This is a genomic window from Olivibacter sp. 47 (genome assembly GCF_030372825.1).
Taxonomy (GTDB): domain Bacteria; phylum Bacteroidota; class Bacteroidia; order Sphingobacteriales; family Sphingobacteriaceae; genus Olivibacter; species Olivibacter oleidegradans.
In genome coordinates this window covers 3,620,494-3,633,823 of the sequence record NZ_JAUCNR010000001.1, presented here as the reverse complement: position 1 = coordinate 3,633,823, position 13,330 = coordinate 3,620,494, and the positions used below count along the sequence as shown (strand labels likewise).

Here is a 13,330-nt window from a genome sequence, read left to right as displayed (position 1 = left end):
CTAATATAATAGATATGCTAAATTTGGAATGGTTTCGCACTTTTAAGGCTATTTATGAAACCGGAACACTTACCGGTGCTGCGCAGATGTTATTTATATCACAACCAGGGGTGAGCTTACATTTAAATTCGCTGGAGACTTATACCGGTTATAAGCTGTTTGATCGCTCTGCAAAGCGGATGGTCCCCACCGAACGAGGCAAGGTATTATATAACTTCATTCTTGAACCCTTAACGAAATTAGAAACTTCTGAACAGCTTTTTCACCGAAGTTCTAAAATCGATCGCGCAACCGTGAGTATTGGTATGTGCTTTGAAACTTTTCAATTTACGCTGGAAAGACATATATCATCCCTGCCATTTAATGTAATTATTAAATTTGGGGAGTATCCGCAGATGATTCACGATTTAGATAAAGGTTTATTAGATCTGATTATTACGCCTCAGAAAGGTCTGGAAAAAAACCTGGAATTTAGCCCATTTTCTAAAGAACGGATCGTCTTGGTAGCCGGTGCGGAAACAGATGCGAAAATTGTGGAAGAGCTCATTGTAAAGGGCGATTTGATGGCTGCAGAGAAATGGCTTAAGGAACAAGTATGGTATAGTACCGCCGCTGATATGGAGAACCTAAAAAGATTCTGGTATCTGAACTTCAGGCACCATCCGGATTTTAAACCGAACTATATCGTCCCTAATATATGCTCTATTGTCCGATGCTTAAGCGAGGGGGTTGGTTTTTCAATCATTCCGGATTTTTTGTGCAAGAACGAAATAGAGTCCAAAAAGCTTCATCTTATATGGACCGGTGACCCGGTTATGGAAAACACGCTGTATTTCGGTACCAGGAAAAAAACTATGTATGAAAGGGAAATCAACTTAGTAAAAAAGATCTTTGTAGAAGAGGGTATATGATTAAGAATTAGGGGACACCCTAAAGAAAATAACAAACAGAAAATGCTAAAATCATTTGTCTTTCTCCCGCTCATTTTTTTCTCCTTTTTTGTTCAAGCTCAAAAGATTGCTTTTGAGTTAGATGATAAACATAATCGTACTGCTACTTACGAAGAAGTACTGGCATTTTATCGCCATTTGGATAGTAGTTATGTGCAGGCTAAACTCTTTTCTTTTGGTACAACTGATGTTGGTAAGGCACTTCAGCTGATGGTTTTGTCCAAGGATGGTGATTTCGATCCCCTTAGCCTAAGAAAGAAAAATAAAAGCATCATATTGTTCAACAACGGAATCCATCCCGGAGAACCCGAGGGTATTGACGCATCCATGATGCTAATTCGGGATTTGTTAATAAAAGATGCTGTTCCGGACAATGTTGTGCTTTGCTTCATCCCTGTATACAATATTGATGGTATGTTAAATCGCGGGGTATCGAGAGTTAATCAAAACGGCCCGGAACAATACGGGTTTAGGGGGAACAGACAGAATTTAGATCTCAATCGTGATTTTATTAAGACAGACAGTCGTAATTCTCAGACTTTCCAGGAAATATTTAATCGCTGGGACCCCGATGTTTTTATCGATAACCACGCAAGTAACGGTGCTGATTATCAGTATGTGATGACGCTTATCGATACGCAACCGGACAAATTGAACACTATTTTAGCTGATTATATGTTGAAAAATTATACGCAGGAGCTATATAATCGAATGGAAGGAGAGGGGTACCGACTGGTGCCTTATGTAGATTCGCGCGGAGAGACGCCGGAATCCGGTATCGTGTCTTTTTTGGAAAATCCCAGATATTCCACTGGATATGCTGCATTGCATAATACCATAGCTTATATGCCCGAAACTCATATGTGGAAACCTTTTGCGCAGCGAGTAAATGCAACTTATGCGCTGATGAAACATTTAATAGACATTACCCATGAGCAAGGAAGCCAATTGCTGGCAGTTAGAAAAAAAGCGAAGCAATCTGTAAAGGATCAGCAGGTTTTTCCGCTGGCATGGGAACTGGATACGCTTAATTATAGGCAAATTGATTTTTATGGGTATGAGGCTATGCACAAGCCAAGTGAGGTAAGTGGACAGGATCGATTATATTACGATAGAAACAAACCTTTTACCCGAAAGATAAAACTTTATAATCGATACAAGCCAAAATTAACTGTGAAAAAGCCATCGGCTTATATCATTCCCCAAGCTTATGAAAAAGTTGTTAAACTTTTAGCGTTAAATGGAGTGAAGCTGGAAACGCTCGAGCGAGACACAACCCTATTGCTTGACATGTACTATATTAAGCGATTCAAAAGTCTAGAAAAACCATTCGAAGGTCATTATTTGCATAGGGAGGTAGAGCTTGTGACGAAAAAAATGGAGGTTCCGTTTTATGCAGGAGACGTGATAGTAAAAACGGATCAAGAGAAAAACCGGTATATTATAGAGACACTTGAGCCTCAAGCGGTGGACTCATATTTCTGTTGGAATTTTTTTGACGCAATTTTAGGACAGAAAGAATACTTTGCCTCTTACATTTTTGAAGAAGAAGCTGAGAGGTTATTAAAAGAAAACCGAGCATTGGCACATGCCTTTGAAAAAGCTAAACAGGCCGATTCATCGCTTATGAAAAGTGGCCAAGCACAGCTCGATTGGATTTATAAACATTCTTCTTATTACGAGAAGACACACTTGCTTTATCCTATTGGACGTTTGACGGACTAAACACGTTTAACGATCAGCATTTGCGTTTCGACGTGTTTTAAATACGAAAACTAAGTCTAAGGAGTAACATGCGGCCTCTTAAATCGTATTGACTGTATCCAAACTGATTGGAAGAAAGCGTATATAGTTCGTAAGACCTAATGTCTGTAAGGTTACTTGCATCCAACTCTATATCAGTCTTCCATTTGTCTATTTTATAACGGAAGTTGAGGTCTGTAAAAAGGTACTTTACATTTTCCGCATTTTTTTGCGTGGTTAAAAGTTGTCGGCCACTCAGCTTAAAAAAAGCATTTTCAAATGGTCGGAATGTCAGGTCAAGAGATTGATCAAAAAATTGAATTTGTCTGTCGGGAAAATCAATTCCTGCGGTTGCACCGATCATTTTACTGGTGGTCCAATTTCCCTTTCCGGCGTATTTTAAAAATAGGAAATTCAATAAGCGAGTTTCAAAATAAGGGCTGAAACTGAAGGTTAGGTTATTAAAAGGAAGTAATTGGTTGTTTAAAAACTGATTATAACGGGTGTTATTCCAAGAGGCATTAGCACCAATATTGACGTCGATATCGAATAAATATTTGCTAATGCCAGCCGCGATGCTTAAATCATGGCTTTTATTGCTAAAAGGTAAAAGAACGGTTTGAAAGAGATTATTGCTTACTATATGAGAAAGAATTGTATTGGAACGAACCTTACTGTAATTAATAGATGCATTCATAAAAAACATTTGAAGGTTACGCTGATAATTGTAGCGTAGACCGATATTGTGGAGATTTCTTTCCTGGAGGCTTGCATTGTTAGATTGAAGGCTTCGGTAATTGGTAAGAATAGCCCCGCGATAGAGATCGCTTATATTACCTATTTGGTTGTTGTAACTGTAGTTGACAGCAAGATAATCTTCACTATTTAGGTTATAGGTTAAGTTCCATGCAGGGTTGAAAAGCCATTTGCTGAAATTTTCTCTAAATGTAAATCCGACATCTTCATAATTTATACTTTGTATCGAAAGTGGAAACGAAAGGAGGCTTTCCCAAGGACCTTTTTCGTATTCAAAAGATGGATTTATGTTTATTCTATGTCGCTTCCAATATAAATCATTATCTAAACTATTTCCATAAGGAGTCCAGTCTCCGTTTGCCTGCCTTAATTCTAAATTAGAAGTCAGGTGTTGCCATTCACTTACGAGGCCAACTAGATAATGCTGTTTAATACGACCTTTTGGGATCCGATAGCTCAATGACAAATTACTAAACCAAGTTGGTAAATTAGTAATCTGATTGACGGCTTGAAAGGGAATGCTATCATTAAGTGCTCCGTCATTGATGCCTGGGTTTATTGTTAGCGTCTGTGGCTTATTAAAGTAATTAAGATACCAATTAAAGCTCAGGATATGTTGGTTCTTTAAGGAAGGGAGGTAGGATATTTTATTTGAAAAGTCATACTGCCCTGTTTTTAGTTGCTGACTAAAGTCAAAGGAGTTGCTTTGAAGATCAGACACGCTTTTTTCGTTGCTAAAGTTGACCTGAAGCATGTTGTTGAAATAATACTTTTTATTGTTGTTTTTAAGACTCACTGAGAAATCTGCCATTAAAGGTTTGTTTTCTATGTTTTGTACCTCGCTATAACGAATCGTATCGTTGTTTACATACATATTTGTCAAGCTGTTGTAGTTCATATCGTTGCGGTTATATAACAGATTTATCGTCGATTTTAACTGAAAACTGTTTTTCAAATTCGTTAGATTATTTGCACTAACTAAGGCTGAGTGATTGAAATTGTAACGTTCCTTCGGAAGATTTGGTTCCGATACGGTACCCGAAGAAAGTATTTCGGATGGTCGTTGATTATTCATAGACTGTAATTGGTTTTCGGCGTTAAAGGCAGTTAGCTCCCTTGATAAATCGACGCCAATATCGTTCGCTTTAGCAACATTAAGCATTTTGTGTTTATCATTGAACAATAGGCTATTTAGTTCAGCTTCGTATAAATTCGGAATTCCGCCACCCATTTTTATCTGTCCTGTCAGCTTAAGCTTGGCGTCTTCTTTTATTTTTAAGTTAATTGCCACATCATCACTATAGCTTTTATCTCGTAGCACTTCAATGGGTTGATGGTTTTGTAATACTTCAACATCTTTTACCATGTCTTGTGGAATCGCTCTTGTTCCGATATTATAACGGTCGTTTAATAAGTCATCTCCATCGATATAAAAGTTTGATATATTCTTGCCATTATATTTTATTTGTCCGCTTTCTTCAACCTCTATTCCAGGCATACGTTTTAACACATCGCCTATGGTACGATCCTCTGATTTAGCAAAAGATTCAACGTCATAACTTAAGGTGTCGTTATTTGAACGTATGGGAGGGCTCTTAACTTCCACTTCCGCTAAATCAATCGGTTGTTCTTCGAGCATGATCAGGTACTCCATTTTACCATTTATTACGGATGTCCTGAACTTTTTATATCCTAAGTGGTTTACTTCTAACCAATGTGCAGTAGTAGTAGTATCGTTTAATGTGAAGCTGAAATAGCCTTCAATGTTACTGGTGGTATAGGCAATAATTGTTTGCTGCGCACTTTTTAATGTGATGTTGGCGTATGGAATACCTTTACCGTCAATTGTTTTTAATTGACCACTAATTTTCAATTCTTGGCAATGAACTACCAATATAGAGAAGAAAGAAAGAAACAGTACGATGAATCTCATTTACTTATGGATGAGGCTTGTTATTTATTAAGCTCTAATGGATTATTTATCGGGTTTTTTTCGTTCGCCCGAGACTCCATCATTTCTTTGAACTCGTTCTCAGATAATTGGCGCCCGGTTTGATCCTTAAGGACGATTCTCGTATTAGCATTCCCCGGTGCGAGGGCTTTTTGATTGAACATTAAATTCTTCTCAAAAGCGGCTTTCGCTTTCATAAAATCCTTTAGTGTTGTTTGCGGAGCATTATCGGGAAGTGCTATAGAAACTTTGCTGTCTAGCTCTTTCTTAAATCCCCCATAATTAAACTGAACATCGTTTTTAGCATCGGATGCTTGCAGGATTAGTCCCGGTAGGCCATGAAGTTTCCATGGACCATAAGGAAATGGTATTTCGGGGGTAAACCAAACGGTATAGAGTCTACCGCCAAATTCTCCAAAGGCCTGCTGGCAATTATATCCACCAATAATTTTTGTTTGATTGGTTATCTTCCAATTGATAATCGGATAGTCTTCAGGGATTTGGTACGCCGTGGGACCAATTTTATCTACCCTAATTAGTTTCTGCTTTTGAGGATTTAGAAAAAGCTCATCGTTGGATACATTGGGCGAATTAAAGGAGAAAAGTTTTCTTTTATTTCCATTGTCGTTTTCTTCCCCCACCTCCTTTCTAATTTCTTCTAGCTTTAAAGCGAGTGTTTTACTTTTATAGGCGCTCATGAATTTACCTAAATAGAGGATCATACTTTCTTTTTTGGGGTTTTCTCTCTTGTTTGTATCTGTCACATGAATAAAGTCATAGACAACACTGGCGAGTGCTTGATCTTTTTCTTGAGCAAATGCAGAAAACGCGAGACCGATAGTGCCAAAAAACGCGAGGCTTCTTTTCAGAAAAAAAAATGTTTTCATTTCGCTTATATTTTAATAGTTAATGGATGCTTTTATCAATGGATCAACACGTTTTGTTAGATTAAAGCATTATTGCATCATCGAAAGTATATAGGTTAGTCGATTTATTGATTTTTATTACTGTTAAACACTGTTAAACATAAGGGTGAATGTTAATTACTGTTAATTTATGCTAAGTTCTGTTAACGGTTTAAGGCTTGCATTCAATTAAATGTAGATTTGTAGTATGTTATTGCAACGAATTCGTTTTACAGTAATCATTGTGTCATTTGCCTTGGCCGGTGTTTTTCTGTTACAAGGCTACTGGCTATACAATTCCTATCAACTGAGTGCTGAACAATTTGATAAGGATATATTAAAGCTATTGCAAACGCTTCAGCAAAAACATGTCCAGCGTGATATGAAGACGTTGGGTATTCCATTGGATAGCTTGCGGAGCGGTAAGCGTCTTATTATAGGTAAGGGCGAGAAAATGAATGCCTTTTTTCAAACATTTAGCGATGTGACGGGGGGACAACCGGAGCTTCCGTTACTTGAACCCGATGATTCAACAAAAGGGCCTTTTAAATTGTCGGTGATCACGCAGATAAACGCAGGCAAAACGGATATAAAAGGCCGCTCAAAAGTTCAACAAACGAAAATTGTTAACATAACCGATGTTTTCCATGACAAATCTGAGCTACAAAAGCTATCCGGCCCCTTATCTTTAGAAATTGATTCTTTACTACACACGCATAATATATATACGTCTTATGCATTAAAATTGTCCAATATAAGTGGTAGAGGTCAACCTTATTATACGGATAGTATACGCTTTGAGCAGTTCTCACGTAAAATAACGCGTTTAAAATTCGGCATATTACAGCCTTACTTTGTCGATTTTTCTTTAGACAATAATCTGCTCTTTATCGTAAAAAAAATGCAATGGATATTACTTATTTCAATCGCTATTATAGGAGCAACGGCCTGGGCATTTTTGTATATGTTGCGTACTATTTTTCAGCAAAAAAAAATGTCGGATATAAAAAATGACTTTTTTAATAATATGACCCATGAATTCAAAACGCCCATAGCAACTATATCCTTGGCTGTCGAAGCGCTTAAAAATAGGGAAGTAAATAGTAATTCGCAACGATTGTCAGAATACTTAACTATCTGTCAACTTGAACTCAATCGTATATCGAGTATGGTTGATAAGGTGTTAAGAATGGCTGCTTTTGAAAAGAACGAAGTTAGTCTATACTTTCAAACAACCAATGTTCTTTTACTAATTAATAAGGTTATCTCAACTATGCAGCCGCAATTATCAAAAAAAAAATGCAGTAATACACGTTAACGAAGGGCAAGAATTACTGCCGATGTTGGAGCTGGATCAAGACCATATAGCGAATGTCTTTTATAATCTAATAGAAAATAGCCTAAAATATTCAAGACGTTTACCTGTGATTAAGATTGACCTGCGTTATGAGCAAGCGTTTGTGAAGATTTCGATAGAAGATAATGGTATTGGAATTCCTACCGCTTGTCAGGATCGTGTGTTTGACAATTTTTTCCGGGTTCCAACAGGCGACCTTCATGATGTAAAAGGCTTCGGTATGGGACTGAGTTACGTTGCAAGTATTGTCAGGATGCATCACGGAGAGATCAGCGTAAGCAGTAGATTAGGAGAGGGAAGTGTATTTACTATTTGTTTACCTTTTAAATGATATTGTGTTGTTTTTATTTATATTAACTTGATTACATAAAATTTTACTTTATATGGAAGCTGTGAAAATATTGATAGCAGAAGACGAGCCTTTTCTTGGTAAGATCGTTAAGGAGAGCTTAGAACTTAGCGGGTTTAACGTGATTTTAGTCCAAGATGGAGTAAAGGCCTATGCCACGTTCAGAGCTTGGCAACCGACTGTTTGCATATTTGATATTATGATGCCCGTGAAAGATGGTTTTAGTCTTATAGAAGACGTTAGAAGGATAGATCAGCAGGTTCCGATTATATTTCTCACAGCAAAATCTCTAACCAACGATGTGGTAAAGGGTTTCGAACTGGGTTGCAATGATTACCTAAAGAAACCATTTAGTATGGAAGAGTTAATTGTTCGAATAAATGCGCTTTTATCCCGTCCATCAATAAAAAACAAAAATGAGATAAAAGAGATCTTTGAGATAGGCGATTTTTTGTTCAACAGCAAAAATCAGGAACTGAACAAGCCAAACGGAACGATCAAACTCTCGTTCAGAGAGTCGGTACTTCTGAAGTTACTTGCCGAAAATAAAAACGAGGTGCTCAATCGTAAATTGGCGCTTGAAGTTGTATGGGGAGAAGATAATTTCTTTAACGCCAGAAGTATGGACGTCTTTATTACAAAGCTTAGAAAACACCTGAGAGAGGACAGCCGTATTGAGATTGTTAATATACGGGGTATTGGTTACAAATTAATCATCAATGAATAAGTCGAGTTCATTATCTCATTCTTAATCTTTTTACTTCGGTGTATATGTGGGGGCTGTCCCTCAAGTAACTGGCGATATATCGCGTAAATGTCTCCGCAGGGCTTAAAAGTGAAAAACGACCTTTAGTACTTGATGGAGGGATCTAGATCATATTTCATAGCCTCGTAACCTAGAACTCGCCGCATAAGGCCTAACTGCCCGAACAAATATTCTTCTCTGTCAAGACACATTCCGATTGCATTTAAATAGTTTTCTTCGATAAAGGGTGTTTCCATTCCGATAGCATAGGGCTGAAGAAGCTCATCGTCAATTATGTTGCAAAGTCTGTCAAAAAGCTTTGGTGAAATCTTATGCCACTCACCTATAAGTGCCGTCAGGTTAGGATAATTTAGGTTTTCATCTAAAGCTTTGGCATCTGAAAATAAATCTGCATGCGGGTCTTTGTATGGAAGTCCCAATGCTTCTCCGAGCCAATAGCGGCAGTTTACTAAATTGCCAGCCATCCACAATATGTGATTGGTGCGACCGTTTACCCTATGTTTAGCATCTGTTTCATTTATGTTGGCCAGCACGTTATTAAATAGTTGACTACGCATTCTGTAGGCAGGGATGACAATTTTTAAGAAATTACTTTTGATCTTAGTTTCCATAATATGATAAATCAATTTTCGAAAGGAGTTGATGATGTTCATTTGAAATTGCAGGCTGCTTTTCATAAACATTTAATGTTACCCCATTACTGAAAGACTCGCTTTTCGCTTGTTCCCATGTTATTCGTCCGTGTACGTGTTGAAACATGGTTTGCCCACTACCCAGTATAATCGGATTGATGAAAAGGTGCAATTCATCCACTAAATCCAAATTCAACAGTTGCGAAGCAATACTTCCACTTCCCAAGATGAGGATGTCTCCATGAGTCTCTTGTTTTAGGCGGTGTATATCCTCTTGCTTAAGTTCTCTTTTAACAATGCTGTTTTTCCAACTGATCGCTTTTAAGCTGCTTGTAAAAACGATTTTATGTATGTTGTTCATCAATTTGGTTATTTGTTTATTCTCATGAGCAGCCGCGTTTGTAGGCCAGTAATTTGCCATTATATCATAAGTAGTTCTGCCAAATAACATTAATTTTACCCCTTGTAGTATAGTAAGTTGGTGATGCTCGATTTCATCATTCCAATAAAACCAGTCGGTTTCGCCATTGTGACCGGAAAAAAAACCGTCTAGGGATAGCCAATTACATACGATAATTTTTTTCATTAGAATAAACTTTCTTAATAACAAGAACGCTGGCTGCCTACCGCTGGCAGGTGTTCTTTTTAAAGCTACGGCTCGTGCCGGATTCACTGGAATAATTTGTTTTCAATGGCCAAATATTGTCATTGTTAGTACAAACTTAATTCAAAAAATCAACAGGTAATATGTGTAGAAGCGACAATAATGGGGTGTGATGCGACGCTTATAAGAATAGCTCTATATCAAATAAAATGAAAAGGCCAGACTATATGCCTGGCTTTTCTATTTGGGTTGATTAGTTGCTATGTGCTTTATTCTAAAACTATTATGCTGGCGATAAAGATAGTTAAAAATAAAGAAGGTACTAGAAAAAGTGAAAAAAGATTTAGTCTTATTGTTTGCATACAAATAGCTTGTCTTGTTGCATGTTAATTGCTACTTTTGTTCAATAGTATAGACTAGTACAGATTTGTAAATTAACCGATAATAAATGCAAAGAACAATCGTATTTATGAAACACTGCTGTTTCGTCTTAATTGCCATGTGCTGTTATCTTATTGCAGGAGCGCAGCAAAAAGAGCTTACCAACCAAGTAAAAGAGCAACTTATTTTAGAGGGTAGCGAACAAGCCATTGTTTTACAAGTGGAAATCAATGGCGATCTCAATATGGTTTATTTGGGCCCTAAATTGCTACATTCTTCTGACTACCGCCGACTGGCTTCTCAATATAAACAAGCTGACGATTATACCGGGATGTACCGCGCGGCCTATACAGGGTCGGGAAGTCGTAACTTGCTGGAACCTGCGATCAGTGTGCGACACGCAGACGGTAATCAATCGCTGGATTTAAAATATCTGAACCATGAATTTATCACTGTAAACCATAACATCGGTGAGTTACGGGTGCTTCTAAAAGATGCTCTATATCCTTTTGAAGTTGATTTACATTATCGGATCTATCAAAAAGAAAATGTTATCGAGCAATGGGCTACCATTCGTCATCATGAGAAGGGAGCTGTGGAGTTGGTTAAGTATTCGTCCGCCAATTTAAACTTAAAAGCGGACAATTTTTGGTTAAAGCATTATCACGGCGATTGGATCAAGGAAATGCAGCCCGAGGAAGAGAAGTTAACGCACGGAATAAAAACGATTGACAGCAAATTGGGAACGCGAGCAAACCTTTTTCAGCATTCTTCCTTTTTGCTGTCTTTTAATGGTCCTGCCAAAGAAGATGAGGGGTCTGTGCTTATAGGCGGTTTAGCATGGAGCGGTAATTTCAAAATTGATTTCGAGAAGGATCCGCAAGACAACCTACGTATACTAGCCGGAATAAACAATTACGCCTCTACTTATATACTGCAAAAAAATGAAGAATTCATAACGCCTAAGTTTGTCTATACGATTTCTGATCAGGGCATAGGGAATGCGAGTAGAAATCTTCATAATTGGGCACGGAGGTATCAATTGCTTGATGGCGGAGGCAGTAGATTAACCTTATTGAACAATTGGGAAGCCACTTATTTCGATTTTAATGAAGACAAACTTTCTTCTCTGCTAAAAGATACAAAAAAGTTAGGGGTTGATTTGTTTCTTTTAGATGATGGCTGGTTCGGAAATAAATATCCAAGAAACAGCGATACAGCGGCTTTAGGCGATTGGGAAGAGAATAGGGAGAAATTACCCAATGGCCTTGTTTCTTTAGTAAAGGAGGCTGCGTCCAATGGGGTTAAATTTGGTATTTGGGTGGAACCTGAGATGGTAAGTCCTAAAAGCGAGTTATATGAAAAACATCCGGATTGGGTGGTAAAGCAAGAGGGACGTCCTGAATATTATTTTAGAAATCAGTTGGTGTTGGACTTGTCAAACCCTAAAGTACAGGATTTTGTTTTCAAGACGTTGGATGATTTGTTTGTAAAAAATCCGGGCCTCGCCTATGTGAAATGGGATTGCAATGCTGTTATTTACAACGCCTATTCCCCTTATCTCAAAAGCCAGGGAAATTTCTATGTAGACTATGTGAAAGGGTTATATGCGGTTCTGGAACGGATCAGGGCCAAGTATCCAAGAATACCGATGATGCTTTGCTCGGGGGGAGGAGGACGGGTTGATTACGGGGCCCTTCGCTATTTCACTGAATATTGGCCGAGTGATAATACAGACCCTTTGGAACGTATTTTCATGCAGTATGAATATTCTTTTTTTTATCCGACTTTGGCCAGTGCTAATCATGTAACTGACTGGGGAGACCAGCCCATTAAATTTAAGGTTGACGTTGCTATGATGGGTAAATTAGGATTTGATATTGTAGTCAGTAAACTACCAAAAGAAGATTTGGCATTTTGTCAGCAAGCACTGAAAACCTACGATGAATTAAAACCGATTATTTGGCAAGGCGATCAATTTCGATTGGCAAACCCTCGAGAAAAGGATTATGCTTCTATTCTATATGTCAATGAAAATAGGGATTCAGGGGTAATATTTAATTACTTGGTAAATTATCGTCAAAATACAGGTACGCCGGTCCCCATAAAGTTCAAAGGATTAGATCCGGTTAAAAGCTACCGGTTGGAAGAGATAAATCTTTATAACGGAGAATCATCTCTGATTAATCCCGGGGAAACTTATACGGGCGACTTTTTGATGAAGGTAGGTTTTAACCCCTATTTGTCTAGTAAGCGAAAGAGCGTCGTGTTGAAGCTTACCGCGGTGTCATAGTTAAAAAGTTTGCTTTGCTCCCAAGCAGCTGGAAAATAGCTGCTTGGAGGGGGCACTTACACTAAAGACGCTTCTAATGTTATGTCAGTATTCAATAACTTAGAGATAGGACAGATTTCTTTTGCTTTTTGCGCAATTTCCTTAAATTCTTGCTCGGAAATGTTATCTACCTCTCCGGTTAAGATTAATTTGATATGTGTAATTGAGCCGTCCTCAAACGTTATCTGGGCTTCGGTATCTAGATTTCCCGGTGTATAATCTTTTTCGCTCAACAGGAAACTTAGTTGCATGGTAAAGCAGCCCGCGTGCCCTGCTGCGACCAACTCCTCGGGGTTGGTGCCGACGCCTTGTTCAAAGCGGGTTTTGAATGAGAGTTGGGCGTTATCTAATGTCTTACTTTGTGTACTGATTGTACCCTTTCCTTCCATGCCTGTGCCTTTCCAATTGGCATTTGCTTTTCTTGTGAATTTCATAATCTTATTTATTAACTTTTACGAAGCTAGTGAAAATACAGGTTAAAGTAACTATATCCGGAAGCTTTTTTAATGCATTGTGATCGTAGGTGACGCGGTAGTAATCAAGTTGGGGAAGATTATTTGAAGGTAAATAGAATTGATTCTCGAATAATTCTGTATGCTATTTT

General features: G+C 38.0%; 11 protein-coding genes. 6 read left to right on the top strand and 5 right to left on the bottom strand.

Annotated elements, in window-relative coordinates; all coding sequences use genetic code 11:
* Positions 1-14 precede the first annotated feature (14 nt).
* Positions 15-911, top strand: a complete 897-nt coding sequence (locus QT327_RS15880) for a LysR family transcriptional regulator (protein ID WP_130855725.1) — start codon at positions 15-17, stop codon at positions 909-911.
* Positions 912-953: 42 nt separating this feature from the next.
* Positions 954-2,675: a M14 family metallopeptidase gene (locus QT327_RS15875; RefSeq protein WP_289553324.1), complete on the top strand. Its 1,722-nt coding sequence runs from the start codon at positions 954-956 to the stop codon at positions 2,673-2,675.
* A 37-nt stretch (positions 2,676-2,712) separates the two neighbouring features.
* Here the strand turns inward: QT327_RS15875 and QT327_RS15870 are convergent, their stop codons facing one another.
* Entirely contained in the window at positions 2,713-5,382 is a 2,670-nt protein-coding gene (locus QT327_RS15870; protein WP_289553323.1) for a hypothetical protein, read from the bottom strand.
* Between the two features lie 20 nt (positions 5,383-5,402).
* On the bottom strand, positions 5,403-6,287 hold the full coding sequence (locus tag QT327_RS15865) for a GLPGLI family protein (RefSeq protein ID WP_289553321.1): 885 nt from the start codon (positions 6,285-6,287) through the stop codon (positions 5,403-5,405).
* Between the two features lie 226 nt (positions 6,288-6,513).
* Between QT327_RS15865 and QT327_RS15860 the strand changes: the two genes are divergently transcribed.
* From QT327_RS15860 to QT327_RS15850, 3 genes are read left to right on the top strand one after another with little or no spacing between them, the layout of a single operon-like run.
* Positions 6,514-7,623, top strand: coding sequence for a histidine kinase dimerization/phospho-acceptor domain-containing protein (locus QT327_RS15860; protein ID WP_289553319.1), 1,110 nt, complete (start codon positions 6,514-6,516; stop codon positions 7,621-7,623).
* A 22-nt stretch (positions 7,624-7,645) separates the two neighbouring features.
* Positions 7,646-7,993 (top strand): sensor histidine kinase, encoded by a 348-nt coding sequence (locus QT327_RS15855; protein WP_289553318.1) that lies wholly within the window; start codon positions 7,646-7,648, stop codon positions 7,991-7,993.
* Positions 7,994-8,045: 52 nt separating this feature from the next.
* Complete coding sequence (locus QT327_RS15850) at positions 8,046-8,738, top strand: response regulator transcription factor (protein ID WP_013667318.1); 693 nt, start codon at positions 8,046-8,048, stop codon at positions 8,736-8,738.
* A 122-nt stretch (positions 8,739-8,860) separates the two neighbouring features.
* Here QT327_RS15850 and QT327_RS15845 read toward each other — a convergent pair whose 3' ends face one another.
* Together QT327_RS15845 and QT327_RS15840 are read right to left on the bottom strand one after the other, a co-directional pair.
* Positions 8,861-9,388, bottom strand: coding sequence for a hypothetical protein (locus tag QT327_RS15845; RefSeq protein WP_013667317.1), 528 nt, complete (start codon positions 9,386-9,388; stop codon positions 8,861-8,863).
* Positions 9,378-9,995, bottom strand: a complete 618-nt coding sequence (locus QT327_RS15840; protein WP_289553317.1) for a dihydrofolate reductase family protein — start codon at positions 9,993-9,995, stop codon at positions 9,378-9,380. Before QT327_RS15840 ends, QT327_RS15845 begins: the two co-directional genes overlap by 11 nt.
* Positions 9,996-10,461: 466 nt before the next feature.
* Here QT327_RS15840 and QT327_RS15835 point away from each other — a divergent pair, with 466 nt between their 5' ends.
* A complete protein-coding gene (locus QT327_RS15835; protein ID WP_289553316.1) occupies positions 10,462-12,687 on the top strand; it encodes an alpha-galactosidase in 2,226 nt (741 codons plus the stop codon).
* A 56-nt stretch (positions 12,688-12,743) separates the two neighbouring features.
* Here the strand turns inward: QT327_RS15835 and QT327_RS15830 are convergent, their stop codons facing one another.
* Positions 12,744-13,160, bottom strand: coding sequence for an OsmC family protein (locus QT327_RS15830; protein WP_013667314.1), 417 nt, complete (start codon positions 13,158-13,160; stop codon positions 12,744-12,746).
* Between the last annotated feature and the right edge of the window lie 170 nt (positions 13,161-13,330).